At 66.7% G+C, this 18659-nt stretch carries 23 protein-coding genes and 1 pseudogene; 19 read left to right on the forward strand and 5 right to left on the reverse strand.

What is annotated here, in order from left to right; all coding sequences use genetic code 11:
• Nucleotide 1 precedes the first annotated feature (1 nt).
• Together BLU84_RS26035 and BLU84_RS01140 are read left to right on the forward strand one after the other, a co-directional pair.
• Complete coding sequence (locus BLU84_RS26035) at nt 2-520, forward strand: hypothetical protein (RefSeq protein ID WP_139174525.1); 519 nt, start codon at nt 2-4, stop codon at nt 518-520.
• Between the two features lie 366 nt (nt 521-886).
• Nucleotides 887-1267, forward strand: coding sequence for a VOC family protein (locus tag BLU84_RS01140; RefSeq protein ID WP_074861789.1), 381 nt, complete (start codon nt 887-889; stop codon nt 1265-1267).
• A gap of 202 nt (nt 1268-1469) precedes the next feature.
• Here the strand turns inward: BLU84_RS01140 and BLU84_RS01145 are convergent, their stop codons facing one another.
• Both BLU84_RS01145 and BLU84_RS26040 read right to left on the reverse strand, forming a co-directional pair.
• Complete coding sequence (locus tag BLU84_RS01145) at nt 1470-2147, reverse strand: DUF4145 domain-containing protein (protein ID WP_083382228.1); 678 nt, start codon at nt 2145-2147, stop codon at nt 1470-1472.
• 80 nt (nt 2148-2227) lie between these two features.
• Nucleotides 2228-2761 (reverse strand): hypothetical protein, encoded by a 534-nt coding sequence (locus tag BLU84_RS26040; protein ID WP_139174527.1) that lies wholly within the window; start codon nt 2759-2761, stop codon nt 2228-2230.
• Nucleotides 2762-3330: 569 nt separating this feature from the next.
• On the opposite strand from BLU84_RS26040, the gene BLU84_RS27005 reads away from it, so the two are divergent.
• Nucleotides 3331-3615 (forward strand): hypothetical protein, encoded by a 285-nt coding sequence (locus BLU84_RS27005; RefSeq protein ID WP_170849065.1) that lies wholly within the window; start codon nt 3331-3333, stop codon nt 3613-3615.
• Between the two features lie 565 nt (nt 3616-4180).
• On the opposite strand, the gene BLU84_RS01155 is transcribed toward BLU84_RS27005, so the two are convergent.
• A complete protein-coding gene (locus BLU84_RS01155; protein WP_074861797.1) occupies nt 4181-5137 on the reverse strand; it encodes an alpha/beta hydrolase family protein in 957 nt (318 codons plus the stop codon).
• 131 nt (nt 5138-5268) lie between these two features.
• Here BLU84_RS01155 and BLU84_RS01160 point away from each other — a divergent pair, with 131 nt between their 5' ends.
• From BLU84_RS01160 to BLU84_RS01170, 3 genes are all read left to right on the forward strand, one after another.
• The gene (locus BLU84_RS01160) at nt 5269-6210 is read left to right on the forward strand and encodes an AraC family transcriptional regulator (RefSeq protein WP_074861800.1); all 942 of its coding nucleotides are present in this window, start codon (nt 5269-5271) and stop codon (nt 6208-6210) included.
• 236 nt (nt 6211-6446) lie between these two features.
• The gene (locus BLU84_RS01165; protein WP_083382229.1) at nt 6447-7331 is read left to right on the forward strand and encodes a PIG-L family deacetylase; all 885 of its coding nucleotides are present in this window, start codon (nt 6447-6449) and stop codon (nt 7329-7331) included.
• A gap of 284 nt (nt 7332-7615) precedes the next feature.
• Nucleotides 7616-7978 (forward strand): hypothetical protein, encoded by a 363-nt coding sequence (locus tag BLU84_RS01170; RefSeq protein ID WP_074861806.1) that lies wholly within the window; start codon nt 7616-7618, stop codon nt 7976-7978.
• Between the two features lie 33 nt (nt 7979-8011).
• On the opposite strand, the gene BLU84_RS01175 is transcribed toward BLU84_RS01170, so the two are convergent.
• Nucleotides 8012-8509: a hypothetical protein gene (locus BLU84_RS01175; RefSeq protein ID WP_074861809.1), complete on the reverse strand. Its 498-nt coding sequence runs from the start codon at nt 8507-8509 to the stop codon at nt 8012-8014.
• Between the two features lie 264 nt (nt 8510-8773).
• On the opposite strand from BLU84_RS01175, the gene BLU84_RS01180 reads away from it, so the two are divergent.
• From BLU84_RS01180 to BLU84_RS01215, 8 genes are all read left to right on the forward strand, one after another.
• Nucleotides 8774-9400, forward strand: coding sequence for a HEAT repeat domain-containing protein (locus BLU84_RS01180; protein WP_074861812.1), 627 nt, complete (start codon nt 8774-8776; stop codon nt 9398-9400).
• A 60-nt stretch (nt 9401-9460) separates the two neighbouring features.
• Complete coding sequence (locus BLU84_RS01185; RefSeq protein ID WP_074861813.1) at nt 9461-9970, forward strand: YcxB family protein; 510 nt, start codon at nt 9461-9463, stop codon at nt 9968-9970.
• Nucleotides 9971-10028: 58 nt separating this feature from the next.
• Nucleotides 10029-10694: an SIMPL domain-containing protein gene (locus BLU84_RS01190; RefSeq protein ID WP_083382230.1), complete on the forward strand. Its 666-nt coding sequence runs from the start codon at nt 10029-10031 to the stop codon at nt 10692-10694.
• Nucleotides 10691-11161 (forward strand): DUF1801 domain-containing protein, encoded by a 471-nt coding sequence (locus BLU84_RS01195; RefSeq protein ID WP_074861818.1) that lies wholly within the window; start codon nt 10691-10693, stop codon nt 11159-11161. Before BLU84_RS01190 ends, BLU84_RS01195 begins: the two co-directional genes overlap by 4 nt.
• A 43-nt stretch (nt 11162-11204) precedes the next feature.
• Nucleotides 11205-11603: a DUF1801 domain-containing protein gene (locus BLU84_RS01200; RefSeq protein WP_074861821.1), complete on the forward strand. Its 399-nt coding sequence runs from the start codon at nt 11205-11207 to the stop codon at nt 11601-11603.
• A 282-nt stretch (nt 11604-11885) separates the two neighbouring features.
• Nucleotides 11886-12320, forward strand: a complete 435-nt coding sequence (locus BLU84_RS01205) for a YcxB family protein (RefSeq protein WP_170849066.1) — start codon at nt 11886-11888, stop codon at nt 12318-12320.
• Nucleotides 12321-12325: 5 nt separating this feature from the next.
• Complete coding sequence (locus BLU84_RS01210) at nt 12326-12808, forward strand: GNAT family N-acetyltransferase (RefSeq protein ID WP_211664494.1); 483 nt, start codon at nt 12326-12328, stop codon at nt 12806-12808.
• Complete coding sequence (locus BLU84_RS01215; protein ID WP_074861829.1) at nt 12805-13128, forward strand: hypothetical protein; 324 nt, start codon at nt 12805-12807, stop codon at nt 13126-13128. Before BLU84_RS01210 ends, BLU84_RS01215 begins: the two co-directional genes overlap by 4 nt.
• A 19-nt stretch (nt 13129-13147) precedes the next feature.
• On the opposite strand, the gene BLU84_RS01220 is transcribed toward BLU84_RS01215, so the two are convergent.
• Nucleotides 13148-14278 carry an alpha/beta fold hydrolase gene (locus BLU84_RS01220; RefSeq protein WP_074861832.1) on the reverse strand — a complete coding sequence of 377 codons (1131 nt, stop codon included), beginning with the start codon at nt 14276-14278 and terminating at the stop codon, nt 13148-13150.
• A gap of 144 nt (nt 14279-14422) precedes the next feature.
• Here BLU84_RS01220 and BLU84_RS01225 point away from each other — a divergent pair, with 144 nt between their 5' ends.
• The 5 genes and pseudogenes from BLU84_RS01225 (at nt 14423) to BLU84_RS27995 (ending at nt 18439) form a co-directional block, all read left to right on the forward strand.
• On the forward strand, nt 14423-14902 hold the full coding sequence (locus BLU84_RS01225; protein WP_139174529.1) for a hypothetical protein: 480 nt from the start codon (nt 14423-14425) through the stop codon (nt 14900-14902).
• Entirely contained in the window at nt 14902-15336 is a 435-nt protein-coding gene (locus tag BLU84_RS01230; RefSeq protein WP_074861838.1) for a hypothetical protein, read from the forward strand. The genes BLU84_RS01225 and BLU84_RS01230 overlap by 1 nt, the downstream gene beginning before the upstream one ends.
• Nucleotides 15317-15409 (forward strand): DUF6053 domain-containing protein, encoded by a 93-nt coding sequence (locus BLU84_RS28095; RefSeq protein WP_425479314.1) that lies wholly within the window; start codon nt 15317-15319, stop codon nt 15407-15409. Before BLU84_RS01230 ends, BLU84_RS28095 begins: the two co-directional genes overlap by 20 nt.
• 160 nt (nt 15410-15569) lie before the next feature.
• Nucleotides 15570-16718 (forward strand): annotated as a pseudogene (mltB, locus tag BLU84_RS01235) (lytic murein transglycosylase B); the annotation flags it as partial.
• Nucleotides 16719-16786: 68 nt separating this feature from the next.
• Entirely contained in the window at nt 16787-18439 is a 1653-nt protein-coding gene (locus BLU84_RS27995; RefSeq protein ID WP_074861842.1) for a septal ring lytic transglycosylase RlpA family protein, read from the forward strand.
• Nucleotides 18440-18659 lie beyond the last annotated feature (220 nt).

The raw sequence follows: 18659 nt of genomic DNA on the forward strand, positions 1-18659 counted from the left end.
TATGGATGAGGCCACTTTGAAAATGCTTGGGGAAGTGGTGACTTCGCTAGTTACATGGATGCTTGTAATGATTGGTTGGCTTGTTATCAGCGAGCGCCAGGTTCAGATGGAGATAGCAAAAAACAACTATTCAAAATTCTCCAAGCTTCGCGAAAGCGTTTCAAAGATAGAAGTTGCAGCTATTGCTTACCATACAGGCGAATATGACGCTAGAGCCGGCAGAAATATTATGCGCTCGCTGTCGACGCTGGGGCTTGAGGTTTCTCAGTTGAATCGCGCAAAGTTAGTAGGAATGAGTGCTGGAGATTACGTTTTTAAGTTTAAAAAGGCCATTACGTTCTCTAATTTCGATCCTGGCGAATTTGCCCTCCATGATGCTAGTTCCGAATTAATTCAGGGGGTTGAGGAGGCGGCGGATGATCTGGATCGATTTTTACTTGAGTCCGCTGAAGTTGTAATTAAGCAGCCGGAATATACGATCGCTTCCCTGTTGAAGGGCATTGTGCGCCGTATTTACTAAATGACTTTTGGTTCCGACTGATGTGATGGCTCATGCCAATGCGCGGATGGACAAGGCGCTCGGCGCGGGCCAAGCGCAGCGATGTATGGCAATCAGCTTCGCGTCATCCCCAACCCTCTACCGCTCGCCCCCCGATCTCACATTCGCCATTTATTCCGCGCCCACCCGGGCCTGGCGATAGCGTGCGATGGCGCCCCCATCGAGGCCCCCCATGCTGACGTCGAGCGATCTCATATAGGCCGTGCGGCCGGCTTTCATCGTCTATGCGGTGACCATGGCCTCGACCGCAAGCAGGGGTCAGAGTAGCCTTCCTCTCTATAAGACGAGAAAGGCTACTCTGACCCCTTTCTAGCGAAGGAACCCGCCATGCACCACTCGCGTCTTTGCGCCCTTCTGATCGACTGCAACACCTCCGACATCGACCGTGCCGCCCGGTTCTGGGCCGACGCGCTGGGCCGTCCGGTGGATCCCGATCATCCGGGAACCCGCGGAAACTACCGCATGCTGGAAACGCCGCCGGATGAGCCCATCATGCAGATCCAGAAGGTCGACCACGAGAGTCGGGTCCATATCGATATCGAGACCGACGATATTCCAGCGGAGGTGGCGCGCCTTGAGGCGTTGGGCGCAACGGTGGTCGACCGCCTGGAACGCTGGGTGGTGATGCAGGCGCCTACGGGGCAGCGGTTCTGCGTGGTGCGGGTTCAGCGGCCTGGGTTTCCGAAGAACGCGACGGCATGGGATTGAGCACGGACGCGCCAACCGATTGGACATTAGCCTCCGCGCAAATAGGGGTCAGAGCAGCCTTTCTCTCTATAAGTCGAGAAAGGCTGCTCTGACCCCGTTCTAGCAATCTTCTGCATCGTAGCCTTGTCGTACTTAGCCTCAATGACCGCGTGAAGGACGCTTGCCGCGAAGCGGCATCGTTTGAATGATTTGTTAGACCTCTTCACGTGAACGCTCTAGCTGCATGCTGGGGCAGTACATACACATCTTGGAGAAGATGCTCACAGACATCGAGCGCGACGCCGAGTTGGTCTTCGCTGTGTGGTTTAACCTCATGCGCGGCGTCGTTTCCAAGCGTTCTTATCTTGTGAAGGATTTTCGCCCCCTCTGGAGACAGCGATCCTTGGGAAACTAATCCGTCAATGCGCTGGACTAAGTTTGCCCCCGGGGAGGATTTGTCTTTGCAGACCGTCTCGACGATTGCTCTAAGACCTATGCCAACAAGAACAGGCTGATTGTTGTTTATTGCCTTGATAGTCTCTTCGTAGATCCGCTGCACATTGCCGGGTAAAAGGTACACATCTTTAAGCGGCGACCTTCCGTCCCGAGCTGGGTAGAGGTTTAGAGTCTCGTTGTATTCAACGTTCTCAAGATCAATAAAGTCCCAATCTTCCGAGTTGCGACTGGACGACCGAAATCCAGTTATCTCGCAACCTTGGCACATGATCACTTGGTACTCAGCCCAGTACTGTACTGAATTCTCACCGAACCAGTTTTCTCCATCGATGTTCACAGAAGCGAGTACAAGGTGCTTTGTCGAGCGTTTGCACTCGCTGCACTGAGCGTCAATGACCGCATTGGCGGTCTTGTTTATCTCTCGGGTGACAGTATTCTTTGGCATAGAGTTTTAACCCCGTAATTGAGCGGCGGCGTGGTCGTACGCCTCGAATTAATCTTTAGGTGACAGATAGGCCGCAGCCTTCATTCTAGCCCCATAAGTCCTGCGAAGGCTCGTGCGTTGCTGGACGGCTGACCTTGGCCGCGGTTTATCACTCCCCTCACGGAAACTTGATTTACAGTTGAAATTATGGTTTTCGGACGTCCGCTGACTTTTCTTTCATTTATTAGGCCGGGGTTCTTAGATCTTGCAATCCATATCAATAGCGTCTCAAGACTATCTATTTTGGAAATGGCTTGTTTGCTATCTGCGGAAATAAAAGTGATAGATGGCTTTCCTTGTCGACCAAACATTGCTGCTGAGTACTTCCTCAACTTGTCTCGCGTTACGGACTCAGCGCAAAGCGTTTGTTTCGCTGCCATTCCTACATACCAGGGAACAGGATTGCCGCCGCCGTTATTCAAGGCGAAGATATAGATGCCGTAGCCTTTGCCGGAAGCGCTGGTCTGAATTCGCTCGATCGATTTCTCATTTAGTGTACGGATCAATCCGTGCGTATTGGGAATGTCCTCTGTCTGAAGTTCAAGTCGTTTCTGCACTGTGAACTCAACGGTCATGGCTCGGTCCTGTAATTCGCCGGAGTGGCATTGGGTCTTTCACCTAACTACCTAATAGCCGGACTCCTGTGTCCGGTTATACGACCTATCTACAGAGCACCGTATGGTGGGCTATTCCCTGATACGGCGCGATCTTAGGGCCGCTTGGTCCGGCTAACAAGTCGACCCATAACCGGATCGACGAGACCGAACTTAGCAGTCATGAAAGTCCGCTTTAGGTCGGAAGCGGCCTCTCTGCGATCTATTGCCCTTGAATATCTTCTACGAGATACGCGTTTCGGCAATAAATTCGGACTTGTCTGATTGACGCCCGCTGGCTGGCTCTACAAAGTCCCAGCCACGGAGCCTCTAACCTCCGCTCGAAGCGGTACCCACCTTACGTAAACGGTGGGTTTTTCACGTCTGATGTTCAGGCATACCGATGCGGTTTCCTGCGTCGGGAGGGCGGCTAATACAAGACCCGCAAGGGGAATACGCCCGCCGGCTTCGAGCGGTTAGAGCCTCCCGACACCCCGCCGGCCGCATGCCGCGCCGCGCGGGTTTTCCGCTCAAGGACAGGAGTGCCGCGTATGCCTCGTAAATCCGACCCCGAGCCCCCGCGCGAAGGGGTGGTGATGCCCGTTGACGCGTTCGAAGCGCTTTCCGCTTTCCAGCAGGAGTTGCACGGGATCGTGCGGACCTTGCAGCCGGAGGTGTTGGTCGAAATCGGTTATCCCGCCGGGCAGGACCATCGCTTGCTGCGGGAGGTGTTCCAGGCGCTGGCGCGGCGGCTGGATCCGGTGATGGATGCTTGTGTGTGGTCGCCCGTTGGGGACGATGGGGCGGGGCCGGCGCCGTCGCGGCGTCTGCACTGACCTGTGGGGGGCTTGCTCCGGTAGCGGCAGGGCGGTTGCGGCTCGTCCTGCCTCGCCGTCGCTGCGGTAGGACTTGGCGTCGGCCCGGGCCGCGCCGATCGCAAGCCAAAAAGCCTTGCGCGCGAGCCGGAAGGCGTCGCGCGCAAGGCTTTTGGGGTCGCCGTCGGAGGGCTTTTTCTCGCCCGCAAGCCGCGCCGCCCGGGTCGCCGCATCGCGCATCCCGGCCGCAAGGCGATTCGCTTCGCGCCCAAGCTGCGGATGCTTGCGCGCGACGGTTCGAGTCTTGCGTTCGCAACGCGCCGGGTGTCGCGCGCAAGTCGTTTGGCTTGCGCTTGGGGCACGGTGGCTTGCGCTTGGTGCGGAAAGGCTTGCGCGCGAGCCGTTTTGGCTTGCGAGCGCAACGCTTTGAGCGTTGCGCTCAAGCCAAATACGTCGCGGGCAACCTGTGCGGGGTTGCGGCCGGGTATCAGCGCGTTGCGCGCAAGCCGCGACGGGTTGCGGCCGGGGCTGCGCGGCTTGCGCTTGGGCCGCCGGCTCGCGCCGACGCCGCTACCCGCAACCCGCCTTACTTGCTCTGCACCGCAGCCACCGGCTTGTCGGCCTTCGCCAACTCCTCCACGACCACCGGCCAAGCCGTGTCTTGCGGATCCAACGCCGAGCGCAAATACGCCCAACTCAAGCGCTGCATATCCGCCAACCGCTGCGGATCCTCATCCGTCGCCTCCTTCGCGTCATACCCGCTGATCCCGCCATACAGATGCTCGGCCCCGAACACCGTCAGCAACGTCTTCGGCGCAGGCCCCAGCCGGTAAGCGTCGGCGCGCCAATCCTGCCGCTCGGAAAAGAACGGATGGAAATCCTTGTCGCCGGCGACGACCAGCATCGGCAGCGTCATGGTGCTGAAGTCGTTGCCCTTGAGGTCGGGGTAGTTCTCGGCCGCCCACGCGGCGACGTCCTTGCCGTCGCCGGGGCCGCCGAACACCACTGCGGCCTTGAGGCGCGGATCGGTGAGGTCGACGAGGTGGCCGTCGGCGTCGGTCATGCGCATGCCGGCGAGCAGGCACACGGTGTGGCCGCCGAGCGAGTGGCCGACGGCGACGACGCGGTCCTTGGCCAGGCGCCCGGCCAGGAACGGCACCGCGGCTTCGATGGCGTCGAGGTGGTCGAGGATGAAGTGCATGTCGCGCGCGCGCGATCGCCAGAACAGCGGGCCTTCGGGGCCGGTCGGGTCGAGCGCGAGGGTCTTGGAGTCCTGGTGGGTCGGCTGGATCACCACGAAGCCGTGCGCGGCGTAGAAGTCGACCAGCGGGGCGTAGCCGCGGCTGGAGGACAGGTAGTTCGAGGCGCCGTGCCCGTGCGAGAGCAGCAGGATCGGCAGCGCCTCGCCGGTCACCGGCGCGGTGACGCGCAGTTCCAGCGGCGCGATCCGGCCGGGTACGTCGAATCGGACCGGGTTGAACGACAGAGTCGGGGTGGCGGCGGTGACCGGGGCGCGGTCGGGTTTGAGGCTCGGTTCGCTCATGGCGGGCTCCTGAGGTGGCATCCGGGCGCGCTCCGCGAGGGCGAAGGGCGGGACGGGATGAGCCACTGTAGACAGCGCAAACAGGACGTCCCATAGTCGAATATCCATAAATCGCCAGAGATCGTCCGGTTGTGACCGACCCGCTCGCCGAAGTCGTCTCGCTGCTGCAGCCCGAAGCGGCGCTGTCCAAGGTGGTCAGCGGCGGCGGCGCCTGGCGCGTGCGCCGCCCGGGCGGCGACCGGCCGTTCTACTGCGTGGTGCTGGAGGGCACGGTCGCGCTGCGGGTGGGCGGGCAGGCGGCGGTCGAGGTGTTGCCGGGCGATTTCGTGCTGATCCCGGCGATGTCGGGCTTCGAGTTGTCCGGCGGCGAGCCCGAGAGCGACGGCGGCGCCGATCCGGAAGCGGTCGCCGTGCGCGACGGCGAGGTGCGTCATGGCGATCCCGACGCGCCGGCCAATCTGCGCGCCCTGGTCGGTCATCTGACCTTTGGTTCGCCGGACAGCGCGCTGCTGGTGTCGTTGCTGCCCGCGCTGATCCACGTGCGCGGCGATCCGCGGCTGGGCGCCATCGTCGCCCTGGTCGGCGAGGAAGCACGCCATCGGCGCCCGGCGCGCGAGGTGGTGCTGGCGCGCTTGCTCGAAGTGATGCTGATCGAAGCGCTGCGTTGTTCTTCCGGCACCGCCGCATCGCCGGGTTTGCTGCGCTGTCTGGCCGATGCGCGGCTCGCAGCCGCGGTGCGCCGCCTGCACGAAAGCCCGGCGCGCAACTGGACGGTGGCGTCGATGGCCAGCGAGGCCGCGCTGTCGCGCTCGGCGTTCTACGAGCGCTTCAGTCGCGCGATGGGCGTGGCGCCGATGGAGTATCTGCTGTCGTGGCGCATGGCCTTGGCCAAGAACTTCCTGCACCGCGGCCAGGACGGTCTGGCCGGCATCGCCGAGCGCGTCGGCTACGGATCTGCGAGCGCGTTCAGCGCGGCGTTCACCCGCTTCGTCGGCGTCGCGCCGTCGCATTACTTGCGTTCGTTGGCGGTGGATTCGGAACGGCCGCAAACGGCGGTGGCGTCGGGCGAGTGACGTCAGCGGCTTGACGGATACGCACCCATAGGTGGCGTTCGCCGAACGAACGCTTCGGCCGACGCGAGTATTCCTTCGGGCCGAGGTTTCCGCGTCTCATGCAGTGTGTCGCCCGGCGATAGACTCGCCGCACCGGATCGCGCCTGGCTCTCCCATCGCCCTGCTCGCGTCAGCGTTTCGCGAGGCGATCCGGTCCCTGTAGCCGCTGCGAACCGGACCTTCCATTGCGAGCCACCATGAAAATCCTGAATCCGCTTTTCCTCCTGCTTGCTCTCGCCTCTTCGGCCGCCACGGCCGCCACGCCCACTACGAGTGTTTACGCCGTCGGCCATCAGGACGACTGGCAGTTGTTCATGAACCCGAACGCCTTCAACGACGTGCGCGACGCCAACGCCCGTACCGTCATCGTCCACACCACCGCGGGAGACGCCGGCGTGGGGACGGGCAACGCCGGGCGTTCGCAGCCGTATTACCTCGCACGCGAGGAAGGGGCGTTGCGCGCGCTGCGCTTCATCAAGTCGGCGTACCGCGATGTCGGCCAGCAGCAGTTGCAGCGCACGGTGCGCACGATCAACGGGCATCCGATCGTGCGTTATGCGTCCAGCGATGGTCGCGCGGTCATGTATTTCCTGCGGCTGCCCGACGGTGGCGTCGGCGGCAGCCAGAGCATCGCGTTGCTGAAGACGGCCGGCACGCCGGTCAGCGCCATCGACGGCTCGACGACGTACGGCACCTGGGCGGATTTCACGGCGACCCTGGCCGCGTTGGTGCGCGCGGAGGCGTCGGGTTCGATCGATGTCTGGTTCAACCTCGCCGACACCGACGCCACGCTCAATCCCGGCGACCATACCGATCACGTCTACACCTCGCAGGCGATGCAGGAGGCGCGCGCCGCGCTGTCGACCTGCATCAATCAGGCGCTGTTCGTCGAATACGACACCAAGAACCGGCCGGCGAACGTGGGCGGCGACAACCTGGTGACCAAGGTCGCGACCTGGGGCGCGACCAACTCCGGCATCGCCGACATGGACCACGCCAATTCCTTCGACAACGACCACAATCCGTGGCTGACGCGCACCTACTATCGAGTGCTCAACGGCACGGGGGATTGCGCGCTCTGATCGCGGCGGCCGGTTCGGCGCTGCCGAACCGGCTGTAATCGCCGAACCAGGCGCCTGTCGTCCGCATCGGCGGCAGGCGCTTTCCGATACCGGCTCGCCATGACGCCGGCCCCGCGGCGAAGCGGGCACCCCGCAGCCGCCGCCCGCGGCATCGGCCGATCCACCCCGCCGCTCGCCCGCCGATCCGGCCGCTCGCCGGCCGATTTCCCCACTCGACCGATAAACCCCGCGCCGCCGCCGGCCCGGCGATAGCGTGCGATGGCTCCCCATCGAGGCCATCCCCCATGCTGACGTCGAGCGATTTCCTCCAGGCCGTGCGGCCGGCTTTCATCGTCTACGCCCTGGCCATGGCCTCGACCGGGGCGGCGCTGCGGTTCGCGCCCGACGATGCGCGGCATGCGGCGGCGCGCACGCCGGCGGCTTTGCAGTGGGTGCAGCGGACCCAGCGTTCGCTGACGCACCCGTCGGCGGCGCCGTCGATGGCGTTGGCGGCGCGGCCGCTGCGCGCAGACTTTCGTACCGGCGTTCGCACCGGCTTCGGCGCCCACGCCGGCCGCTGCGCCGCGACCGCCGCGCAGGCGCTGCCCGTCGATGCGATGGCGGCGCACGGCGCGTCCGTGGCCGGCGCTCTGGCCGGCCTGCCTTAGTCGGCTTCGGACGGCGCGCGCCGCGGCGGCGGGTCAGTAGCCGCCGCGCCCGAGGTAGACCGGGCCGATCGCGCATTGCTTGCCGCAGGCGTTGCACTTGTCTTCGGCGGCCTTGTATATCGCCTTTTCGCTGTCCGACAGCTTGGCCACTTCGTCGCCGAATTCCTTCGAGCCGACCTGCGCGCGCGACATCAACCGTTCGGTCACCGGCGTGGCGCGTATCGCCAACTCGTACATGCCGTCGCAGCTCTTGTAGCAGAAGCCGTCGTGCACCGAGACCGTCTCGCGCGGGCCGATGACGCCGGCGCCGATCATGAGGTCGCGGCAACCCTTGGACGCGGCGGACAAGTAACTGTTCATCTCGCAATAGCCGGATTTGCAACTCATGCCGACATCGCAGGTGGCGACGATGTTGGCGTCTTCGCCGCAGGCGCCGCCGAGCTGGCGGACGAAATTCTTCTTGCCGAGCGCATCGCCGGCGAAGGCGGCGGCGAGCAGGAACAGGCAGGCGATCGGAAGGCTTCGGCTCATGGTCTTCTCCGTGAACGGGACGACGGACGGCGCGCGCCGCGGGGGCGGCACGCGGGCGACGGCGCTTGCGCGCGAGGGACTGGCCTGACGGTACGAGGCGGCGCGGACGGCCGCCGGGGCCGATCTTAGGCGCGGCGCGAACCGGGCCGATGTGATTGGCGTTGCAGCGTGAGCGGCGGTGAGGCGGGTCGCTGTCGCGGCTCCGGCGGCGCGCGCTTTTCGCTAAGCTGGCCGCCAGCGCCCGCACGGAGCCGCCGCGCCGTCATGACCGACCTGAGCATCGAAACCACCCGTTTCCGCGAATGGGCCGGAGGCGGCCTGGGCCCGCGCGAGGGCCAGTGGGAATGCGATTACAGCGATTGGCCGGCGTGGCATCGCGCGGTGCTGGCCAAGGTGGACGAATCCAATCCGCGCGGCTGGTCGCAGGCCGAGATCGGCCACGTGCTGTACGCGATCGCGCGCGACAACGACGCGCAATACCTGGTCCGCGAAATCCGCAAGCGCCGTCCCGGCGCGCTGCGTTTCCTTGCGCGCGCCTCGCTCGCGCACGGCGAGGCCGACGCGCGCTGGCAACTGGCGGCGGAGCTGGGGCATCTGGCCGACGACGAAGAGGCCCAGGCGTTGCTGTTCGCGCTGGCGACCGACCAGGACGAATACGTGCGCCGCCGCGCGATCCGCGCGCTGGCCGGCCTGGGCGTGCGCGCGGCCGAGGAACTGGCGTGGGCGGCGTGGCATCGCGCCGACGAATATCAGGAGTGGGCGCGCATGTCGGTGCTGGAATGCTTGCAGATGCTGGGCTCGCCGCGGCTGGATCGGCTGCTGGCCGAGGCGATGCAGGACAATCGGCCGTTTCTGCGGCAGTTCGCCGAACGCATGCAGAACCTGAAATGAGTGCGACACTGGACGCGGGCCGGCTGCATCGGCACTGATTCGGCTACCGAGTAGGAATGGATGGATCGCCCGCAAGAAATACGCCTTTCGCCGGCTTTCGGTTACTGGGACCGGGTTCGCGCCGCGCTGGTTCTGATCCTGGAGCGTCCCTGGATTCTGGCCATCGCGCTGATCTGGCCGTTGGCCGGCCTGGGGTTGCTGGTGTTCGCGTGGAGCAATGGCTTGCGGTTCACAGGCGAGCTTTGGTTGGCCGTGGTCCTGGCCATGCTCTTTGTCCCGACGATGGTGCTGTTGAATACGGCGATCGCGTATTTCGGGCATCGTCGGTCGCGCGAGCCGTTCGCCTATCTGTTCGATGCCGACGGCGTGCACGTATCGGCGACCACGTACGAGTACACGCACAAATGGCCTGCGATCTTCAAAGTGAAGCGCAGCGCCGGCTTCCTGATGTTCTTCTTCTCGCCGGGCTGCGCGCACTGCATCCCGCTGCGCGCGATCGCTGACCGGGCGACGCAGGCGGAACTGGTCGCCTTGGCGGCCGCGCACGGCGCCGATGTCAGTCGCGCGTGACCCCTGCGGGTTCACCGCGGATCGACCCTAGACCCTTTCTCATCTTCAGGATGTTCCGATGTCTTCCATGCCCGACCGCATAGAAACCCAAGTCACCCGCGACGCTTGGGTCAAGCCAATCGGCATCGTCTTGCACGTGCACGTAGTCGGCACCGTCGCGGTCGGTTCGATGGCGGCGGTGCGCAAGAGCAAAGAACTGGTCGCGATCCAGGAACTGATGCGCGGGCTGGGCGTGGCCGAGGACAAGATCCGCGTGGACTCGCTGACCTTCGCCGCCGGCGAGCGCTGGTTCTCCGGTTCCTCGGTCGAGATCGATCTGGAAATCCGCGACCTGCCGCCGCAATCGGTGCCCGAGGCCTTGGCCGGGTTGTCGGCGCTCAAGGGCGTTTCCTTGCGCAGCATGCGTCGCGAGTACGGCGCGTTGACCGCCGAGCGCGACGAACTGCTGCGCGCCGCCGTGGCCGAGTCGATGCGCCAGGCCAAATTGATCGCGGACGCCGCAGGGCTGACGCTGCGTTCGGTCCACAGCCTGTCGCAGCAGTGGTCCGAGCCCGGCGAGCCGGACGAGCCGCACTACGGCGGGGCCCGCAGCATGCGCGCCAAACTGGCGGCCAGCGTCGAGGACATGAAGGGCTATCAGCTGGTGGAGAACCACGAAGGCAAGCTCGCGCTGACGGTGCGGATGGAGCTGCGGGTGGGCGAGTTCGCGCAGGAACCACGATGACCGACAAAGACAAAGCCGCGCGTCCGGCTCGGCGGAATCCAGGCGCGCACGAGCCGACGCCCGCCGAACCCCGCCTGCTCTCCGGCGGCAATCCGCAGATTCCCAAAGGCTACGGCGATGCGCCCGTGCAGGCCTACATCGCCGCCATGCCCGGCTGGAAGCGCGAGGTCGGCCGGCGCCTGGACGAACTGATCGAGCGCACCGTGCCCGGCGTGCGCAAGGCGGTGAAGTGGAACACGCCGCTGTACGGGGTGGAGGAGGGCAGTTGGTTCCTCGCCATGCATTGCTTCGACCGCTATCTCAAGGTCACCTTCTTTCGCGGCGCCGCGCTGGATCCGCCGCCGGCGCAGCCGTCCAAGGTCGAGCACGTGCGCTATCACCACATCCACGAGCACGATCCGTTCGACGAGGCGCGCTGGGCCGATTGGATCGCGCAGGCCAGCCGTCTGCCCGGCGAGCGCATGTGAGGCGCGCGCCGCCGTTCTCGTTCACGACTACAGGACACTGCGCATGAAAAAGACCGCTGGTTCCCCGGCCGCTCCTTCCGCGGCCGCCTCGCAGCTGATCGACGAACGCATCCAGGAACTGGGCGATTGGCGCGGCGAAACCTTGGCCAAGGTGCGCAAGCTGATCCTCGAGGCCGATCCGGAGGTGGTCGAGGAGTGGAAGTGGCGCGGCGTGCCGACCTGGTCGCACGCCGGCATCCTGTGCACCGGCGAGACCTACAAGAGCGCGGTCAAGCTGACCTTCGCCAAGGGCGCGTCGCTGCCGGATCCGAAGGGGCTGTTCAACGCCAGTCTGGACGGCAATACCCGCCGCGCCATCGACATCCATGAAGGCGACAAGATCGACGGCAAGGCGTTGCAGGCGCTGATCCGCGCGGCGGCGGCGCTGAACCTGTCGAAGTGAGGCGACGCCGCGCGCGGTAGTCCGATCGCGGACGCGAATGTCTGCGCCGTGGGCGCTGCCGCGAGCGTATGGCTTCGACCGCGGCCGCGCGGCCACGTACACTGGCCGCCCACGCGAGGCCGGACCTGCATCCAGCCCGTGCCCGACGCCGGCGCGAAGGAATCCGCGCCGCCGACTCCTTCCGAGCTTCCACTCATCTGCGCCGTCGCTATGGATCAGCCCCAGGACCTTCGCCTTTCGTTTTCGCCCAGCCCCTGGGAACGCGTCCGCCTCGCCGCGGTGATGCAGTTCCAGCGCAAGCTGTTCGTAGTCTTCATCCTGGCCTGGCCGATGGTCGGCGTGACCTTGGCGGTGATCGCGCTGACGTCGGACCTGCCGGTCGGCGCGACGGTGTGGCGGCTGGTCGCGTTCTGCTTCGCGTTGATGCCGGTCGTGCTGGCGATCAGCGCGATCGGCGCGCTGATCGTCGGCGGACGCATGCGCGAGCCGTTGAATTACGCGTTCGACCACGGCGGCGTGCATGTGTGGACCAGCGCGTTCCAGCACACCCACGACTGGACCCAGATCGTACGCATGAAGCGCAGCGGCGGGTTCCTGCTGTTCTTCGTTTCGCCGCGCCAGGCCCACGCCATTCCGCTGCGCGCGCTGCCGGGGCCGCAGGAAGCGGCGCTGACCGCGCTGGCGCGCGCGCACGGGGTCGGCGCGGCCGCCGGCTGATGCGCGTGCGCGCCGCCCGCGCCGACGAAATCCCGGCGCTGCTGGCGATCTTCCGCGCCGCCGTGCGTACTACCGCGGCCGGCGATTACAGCGCCGAACAGATCGACGCCTGGTCGCCGCCGCACTGGCTGCCGGCGCAATGCGAAGCCTGGATCGAACGGGTGCGCGCGCTGCATCCGTTCGTGGCCGAGATCGACGGCGTCCTCGCCGGCTACGCCGACCTGCAGGACGACGGACTCATCGACCACTTCTACGTCTCGCCCGACTTCGCCCGCCGCGGCGTCGGCGCCGCGCTGATGGCGCAGTTGCTGGCTGACGCGCGCGAGCGCGGCCTGCCCGCGGTGCGCTCGCACGTCAGCCGCACCGCACAACCGTTCTTCGCCCGCTTCGGCTTCGAGGTGACGGAGCAGCGCAGACCGCTGGTGCGCGGGGTGGAAGTGCCCAATGCCGAGATGCGTTTGTCGCTGGGCGCAGGGGAGCGCGCATGAAGAAACGCCGCCGCACCCCGCGCGAGAAAAAGGAACTCAGCCTGGATCGCGATTGCCGCAACACGGTGGCGGAAAGCCCGTGGGGCGCGCGGGCCGCGATCGCGCGGCGCAAGCGCTGGGTCAACCAGTCCTATCGCAAGGCCGTGCATCAGGAACTCTCGGCGCTGTCCGGTGGCGAGCCGGCCGACGCCGAGACGGTGGAGTCGGCCGTCGCGGCGACGCGCCGCCACGGCTGGCGCAAGCAGGCAGACGTTCCGCTGCGCAGGGCGCTGGGTCTGCGCCGCTCCCGACTCGTGCGCGACGAAGCGCCGCAGGATTGAGCGCTTCCCGACGCAGCGCTTACGGCGCCGCGTCCCCGACCTTCTGCGCATACGGCCGCGCCTGATTCACCAGCGCCAGCAGGAACTTGCCCGGCTCCTCGGTCATCGGCATGTGCGCGGAGTGCTCGAACCACACCAGCGCCTTGCCCGGCGCCCTGACTTGCGCGTACCACTCGGCCGCGACGTCGGAGTTGACGTTGGTGTCGTGGCGGCCGAGCAGCAGGATCAGCGGGCAGTCGAGGGTCTTGCCGGTGGCGAGGTTCTGGGTCATCAGCTGCGGCAGCAGGATCGGGGTGGCGAAGTCGTTGCCTTTCCACACTCCGCGCAGTTGTTCGTCGTTGTAGTCGGGCGACAGGCGCGCCAGCACGCTGTCGTCGTCGTTGTTCTGTCGGTACGCCATCGTCCCGCCATAGCGCTGCAGCCATTTACGTTGCGCGTAGATCTGCTGGATCGTCGGCGGATGGCCCGGCGCGGCGTAGGGCGCCAGCGCTTCGAGTTCGCGCACCGCCTCGGCGTTGCCGTCGCGCTTGGCCGCGTCCAGGGTGGCGCGCCAGCCGCGGCGCTCGCTTTCGGCCACGTCGGTGGCCTGGCCGACGCCGATGTAGGCGTGCAGCCACTGCGGATGCCGGCGCGCGGTTTCCAGGCCGAGGTAGCTGCCGTAGGAATGGCCGAGCAGGAAGATCTTGTCCTTGCCCAGGTCCTTGCGCACCCAGGCGACCATTTCTTCGACGTCGGCGATCATGCGCTCGGGCGTCAGCGTCGGCGCGATCTGTTCCCGCGGCGTCAGCAGGTGGGTCTTGCCGGAGGCGCGCTGGTCCCAGTGGACCACGGTGAAGTACTCCTCCCAGCCGCGGCCGTTCCACCAGCTCATCGGCATCGACACATAGCCGGGGCCGCCGTGCACCACCAGCAGCACCGGGTTGCGGCGGTCGTTGCCGCGGATCGACACCCACTGTTCGATGCCACCGATGCGGACCTTCTCGCTGCGCTCGATGGCGTTCGGGGTCACGATCCGGCGCGCCTGGGCGACGACGGCGATGGCTTCGGCGCGATTGGTCGGCTTGACCGGCTTGGGCGCCGGCTCGTCGGCGTGCGCGGCGCCGGCGGCGAGGGCGGCGGCGAGGACGAGAGTGCGGGCGAGGACGTTCATGCGGGCTCCGGGCGAAGGACGGGCGATGGTGATCCTGGATACGGCCAAGGCAGGATCGGTTTACACCGGTTTCGCCGACGCGGCGATTCGCCGCCGACATAAACTGGCGTGACCTGGCGAAGGACCCCGGCCAGGGGCATTTCGATGAGTATCGCCATGAACCTCTTCTGCGAACGGGAACGGATCGAGCAGGCGGCGGCGCTCGCGCTTGGGCGGCTGTTGTTCGCCTTCGGCCGGCTGGAAACGCTGCTGGGACTGGCCGTGGTCTGGACCGATCCTGCGCGATTGGAGCGGCTGACGGATGAGTTCGGCAACCGCACGTTCCATGCGAAGCTGGAGTTCTTGCGCAAATACGCGTCTGGCCTGACGGACGAATCGCTGCGGATCGCCTATATCGACTGGCTGGACCGCACCGATGCCATGCGCGAAATGCGCAATAAGTTGATCCATGCCCGTTGGGGATTCAGGGCGCAGCCGCCGGCCGCGATGTGCGTGACGGGACTGCCCACGTCGCCGCAGCAGACGGAAACGGCGTACTCGATCGAAGCGCTGCAAGAGGTCGTCGCTTCGATAGAGCAGTTGAGCGCGCAATTGGACGAACTGCGTATGCGGTCGAGACGTTGATGCAAGACCGCTTCCTCCCCGCCACCGGCACCCTGCGCTACAGCCCCGCGCTCGGCAAAACCGGCCATGCCCGCCGCGACGGCGGCAGCACGCAGTGGTGGCTGATCGTGGAGTGCGATCCCGAGCTCGGCCGCTATCTGCGCCATCAGTTCCTGCTCGGCCATCGCCGCACCCGGCGTTTGCAGGGGCCGCTGTGGGGCGCGCACATCTCGGCGATCCGCGGCGAGCGGCCGCCGCTGGAGGCGTTGTGGAAACGCTGGGACGGCGCCACGGTCGAGTTCGGCTACGACCCGGCGGTGCGCGAGACCGACGGCTTCGTGTGGTGCCCGGTGCGCTGCGAGCGCCTGCTGACGCTGCGCGAGGAATTGGGGCTGCCGCGCGAGCCGGAGCCGGCGCTGCATCTGACCATCGGCAATTCGCGGCTGGGGGACTGATGGGGGCGGCGCGGCGACCGGAGCGGAAGGCATCGGGACTGAAGTCCCTCCCACAAAAGGCCGTCTTGGGTGAGGGCGGCAGCGGTCGGGAGCGGGGGCGGGAACGTGCCTCTGTTCATCTTTCCAGGCGGCCCGAAGGCGTCTCCACTTCGCAAACCCTACATGAATAAAATCGGTTAAGTCCCGCAATGCCAAGGTTTTTTGCCTCGCAATCGCGTGCTACTCTCGCGCCGATGACCCGACGCCACACCGCCCGTTGCGCCCTGTTCGGCGCGCTCACGATCGCGTTGGCCGCCTGCGCTACGCAGGCGCCGATCGCGCCCATCGCCTCCGCCCAGGCCGCGCCGCCGCAAGCCGCCGCCGCCCCGGCGCCGGTCAAGCCGGCCACCCCGGTGGTCGGCACGCCCGCGCTGCCCGAGCCGGTGGTGCAGATGCCGCTGGAGCAGGCCCGCGCCCAGTTCGTCGCCAACACCGCGATCCGGTACGGCCTGGAGCCGGCCTATATCGAATCGGTGCTGGCCAAGGCGCAGATCAAGGACGCCATCGTCGCGGCGATGTCTCGGCCGGCCGAGGCCAAGCCGTGGCGCGATTACCGGCCGATCTTCATCACCCAGGCGCGCATCGACGGCGGCAAGGCTTTCCTCGCCGAGCATCGCGCCCAGCTCGAGCGCGTGCAGGCGCAGACCGGCGTGCCGGCCGAGATCATCGTCGCCATCGTCGGCGTCGAGACCAGCTTCGGCAAGAACACCGGCAAGTACAACGTGGTCGATGCGCTGTACACGCTTGCCTTCGCCTATCCGCGCAGCGGCGATCCGGCCAAGCTCGATCGCGAGAACCGCCGCGAGGCGTTCTTCCGCGGCGAACTGGCGCAGCTGTTCGCGCTGGGCAAGGAAGAGGGCATCGACATCACCACCCTCACCGGCAGCTACGCCGGCGCGATGGGCTGGGGCCAGTTCATGCCGTCGAGCTACCGCGAGTTCGCGGTGGACGGCGACAACGACGGCAAGCGCAATCTGTTCACCGATCTGGACGACGTGTTCGCTTCGGTCGCCAACTACTTCGTCAAGAAGGGCGGCTGGGTGCGCGGCGGCCCGGTGGTGGCGCGCGCCAACCGCGACGCCAGCGCGCAGGATTTCGCGCCGGAGAGCATGGACCCGGTGTACTCGCTCACGGATCTGGCCGCTCGCGGCTACCGTCCGCTGACCCCGGTGGCGCCGACGGAGACCGCGACGCTGCTCAATCTCGACGGGGCGAACGGTCCCGAATACTGGCTCGGTTTCCGCAACTTCTACGCGATCACCCGCTACAACATCTCCAAGCATTACGGCATGGCGGTGTACCAGTTGGCGGAAGCGATCGCCGGACGGGAGAATCCCTTGGCCACTGCGACCGCACCCACCGCGCCCGCCGCTGCGCCGGCGCCCGCCGTCAAACCCCAGGCGCCACGCCCATGAGCGCCGGCGCGAAGCGGCCGTCGATCGAATTGATCGGGCGGCTGGTCGTCGCCGCGCTGCCGCTGGCCCTCGCGGCCTGCGCCAGCTCCCCGAAGAAATCCGGCTCCGAGGCGCTCGCGCTGCCCGACCGCGGCCGCGTCCACAGCTCGGCCCTGGCCCACGGCGGCGCGCGCAAGAAATCGCCGTACGCGCCGGCCCAGGAAGACCTCAGCAAGCGCGGCAACTACAAGGCCGGCGGCCTGTACGCGCCGGGGGTCAAAGACAGCACGCCGGATTACATCCCCGACGTCGATTCGATTCCCGAACCCGAAGTCGTCGCCGAGGCGCGTTCGCAGTTCGGCAACCGCTCGCCGTATGTGGTGCTGGGCAAGACCTACAAGGTGCTCGACTCGCACGACGATTACGTCGAGACCGGCACGGCTTCTTACTACGGCCAGAAATTCCACGGCCGCCGCACCTCCAACCTGGAGGTGTACGACATGTTCGCCTTCACCGCCGCGCACAAGTCGCTGCCGCTGCCGAGCTTCGCCCGGGTCACCAACCTGGACAACGGCAAGTCGGTGACGGTGCGGGTCAACGACCGCGGCCCGTTCCACGACGACCGCGTGATCGACCTGAGCTATGCGGCCGCGATCAAGCTGGGCATCACCCAGCGCGGCACCGGCCGGGTCGAGGTGCGCGCGCTGCATCCGGGCGAGGCGGCGCCGCCGCTGTACGCCAGCGCCGGCAACAATCCGCCGCCGGCGCCCGCCGCCGCGCCGAAGACCCCGAGTGCGATGGATCGGTTGGTCTCGGCGATGCCGATCGCCAGCGCCAACGCCGGCGAACTGCCGCCGGGCGTGCGCATCGCCACCGGCAAGCCGACGCCGATGAGCGCCGGCGCCAGCGCCGCACCGGTGAAAACCACCGTCGCTACCGGCAAGCCCGCGCCGGTCGCGGCGGCCGAACCGGTCAAGACCACGGTCGCCACCGGCCAGCCGGCGCCGGCCAAGACCGCAGTCGCCAGCGCCGCGCCGACGGCCGCGGCCGGCAAGCCCGGCCCGCACGACTACCGCTTCGACATGATGCAGAACGGCAAGTCGATGACCGCGGACGAATTCGACGCCTGGATGAAATCGCGCCAAGTGCGCGTGGCCACCGGCCAACCGGTCGCGCCGCCGCCGACCAAGGCGCTGACCAAGGCCGAGAAGCGCGCGCTGGAGAAACAGCAGCGCGAGCAGCAGAAGTTGCTGGCCAAGCAGCAGAAGGAACAGCAGCGCGCGCTGGCCGAGGCCGAGAAGGCCGCGAAGAAGGCCGGCAGCGCCGTCCCGGCCACGGCCGTAGCCGCCGCAGCATTGCCGGCGCCGCCGGCCGCGCCGCCGCCGCCGACCCCGGCCAAGGCCGCCGCGGTGGTCGCCGCCAGCACGCCCTCGGCGGGCGATGTGACCTTGCAGGTGGCCAGTTTCTCCGCCCGCAGCAACGCCGACCGCGCCCTGGGCATGCTGCGCGGCGCCGGCATCGCCGCGGCCCGGCTGCTCGACGGCAACGCCGCCAACGGCCAGAAGATCTGGCGCCTGCGGGTCGGCCCGCTGCAGGCCGACGCGGCGCCGGAACTTGCCGCCCGCATCGTCGGTCTGGGCTTCGGGCAGCCGCAGCGCGTTCGCGACTGAGGCGCCCGCCTGAACGGGCGCGACTGAACGCGCACCGCCGGCCAACAGGGCCGGCGGCTGCAAGCGCCGCCCATCTCAGGCACGATGCACGCCTCGCGGACCGCAGCAGGAAGGCACGGTCCCGCCACTTTCGACGGTGGCCGCCAGGACGGCGGCGCCGACCTCCAAGCCTTGCGGCCGGCACGGTACCGGTCCCGGAGACAGTTCAACGATGAGTTCC

Origin of the sequence: Lysobacter enzymogenes (genome assembly GCF_900106525.1) — a bacterium.
Classification (GTDB): Bacteria; Pseudomonadota; Gammaproteobacteria; order Xanthomonadales; family Xanthomonadaceae; genus Lysobacter; species Lysobacter enzymogenes.

Coding starts and splice junctions, on each gene's coding strand:
- BLU84_RS01230 (WP_074861838.1), top strand. CDS start 14,902: ATGCAAGACCGCTTCCTCCCCGCCACCGGCACCCTGCGCTACAGCCCC.
- BLU84_RS01200 (WP_074861821.1), top strand. CDS start 11,205: ATGAAAAAGACCGCTGGTTCCCCGGCCGCTCCTTCCGCGGCCGCCTCG.
- BLU84_RS01225 (WP_139174529.1), top strand. CDS start 14,423: ATGAGTATCGCCATGAACCTCTTCTGCGAACGGGAACGGATCGAGCAG.
- BLU84_RS01190 (WP_083382230.1), top strand. CDS start 10,029: ATGTCTTCCATGCCCGACCGCATAGAAACCCAAGTCACCCGCGACGCT.
- BLU84_RS27005 (WP_170849065.1), top strand. CDS start 3,331: ATGCCTCGTAAATCCGACCCCGAGCCCCCGCGCGAAGGGGTGGTGATG.
- BLU84_RS27995 (WP_074861842.1), top strand. CDS start 16,787: ATGAGCGCCGGCGCGAAGCGGCCGTCGATCGAATTGATCGGGCGGCTG.
- BLU84_RS26040 (WP_139174527.1), bottom strand. CDS start 2,761: ATGACCGTTGAGTTCACAGTGCAGAAACGACTTGAACTTCAGACAGAG.
- BLU84_RS01220 (WP_074861832.1), bottom strand. CDS start 14,278: ATGAACGTCCTCGCCCGCACTCTCGTCCTCGCCGCCGCCCTCGCCGCC.
- BLU84_RS01170 (WP_074861806.1), top strand. CDS start 7,616: ATGCTGACGTCGAGCGATTTCCTCCAGGCCGTGCGGCCGGCTTTCATC.
- BLU84_RS01155 (WP_074861797.1), bottom strand. CDS start 5,137: ATGAGCGAACCGAGCCTCAAACCCGACCGCGCCCCGGTCACCGCCGCC.
- BLU84_RS26035 (WP_139174525.1), top strand. CDS start 2: ATGGATGAGGCCACTTTGAAAATGCTTGGGGAAGTGGTGACTTCGCTA.
- BLU84_RS01140 (WP_074861789.1), top strand. CDS start 887: ATGCACCACTCGCGTCTTTGCGCCCTTCTGATCGACTGCAACACCTCC.
- BLU84_RS01165 (WP_083382229.1), top strand. CDS start 6,447: ATGAAAATCCTGAATCCGCTTTTCCTCCTGCTTGCTCTCGCCTCTTCG.
- BLU84_RS01145 (WP_083382228.1), bottom strand. CDS start 2,147: ATGCCAAAGAATACTGTCACCCGAGAGATAAACAAGACCGCCAATGCG.
- BLU84_RS01195 (WP_074861818.1), top strand. CDS start 10,691: ATGACCGACAAAGACAAAGCCGCGCGTCCGGCTCGGCGGAATCCAGGC.
- BLU84_RS01180 (WP_074861812.1), top strand. CDS start 8,774: ATGACCGACCTGAGCATCGAAACCACCCGTTTCCGCGAATGGGCCGGA.
- BLU84_RS01215 (WP_074861829.1), top strand. CDS start 12,805: ATGAAGAAACGCCGCCGCACCCCGCGCGAGAAAAAGGAACTCAGCCTG.
- BLU84_RS01175 (WP_074861809.1), bottom strand. CDS start 8,509: ATGAGCCGAAGCCTTCCGATCGCCTGCCTGTTCCTGCTCGCCGCCGCC.
- BLU84_RS01185 (WP_074861813.1), top strand. CDS start 9,461: ATGGATCGCCCGCAAGAAATACGCCTTTCGCCGGCTTTCGGTTACTGG.
- BLU84_RS01205 (WP_170849066.1), top strand. CDS start 11,886: ATGCAGTTCCAGCGCAAGCTGTTCGTAGTCTTCATCCTGGCCTGGCCG.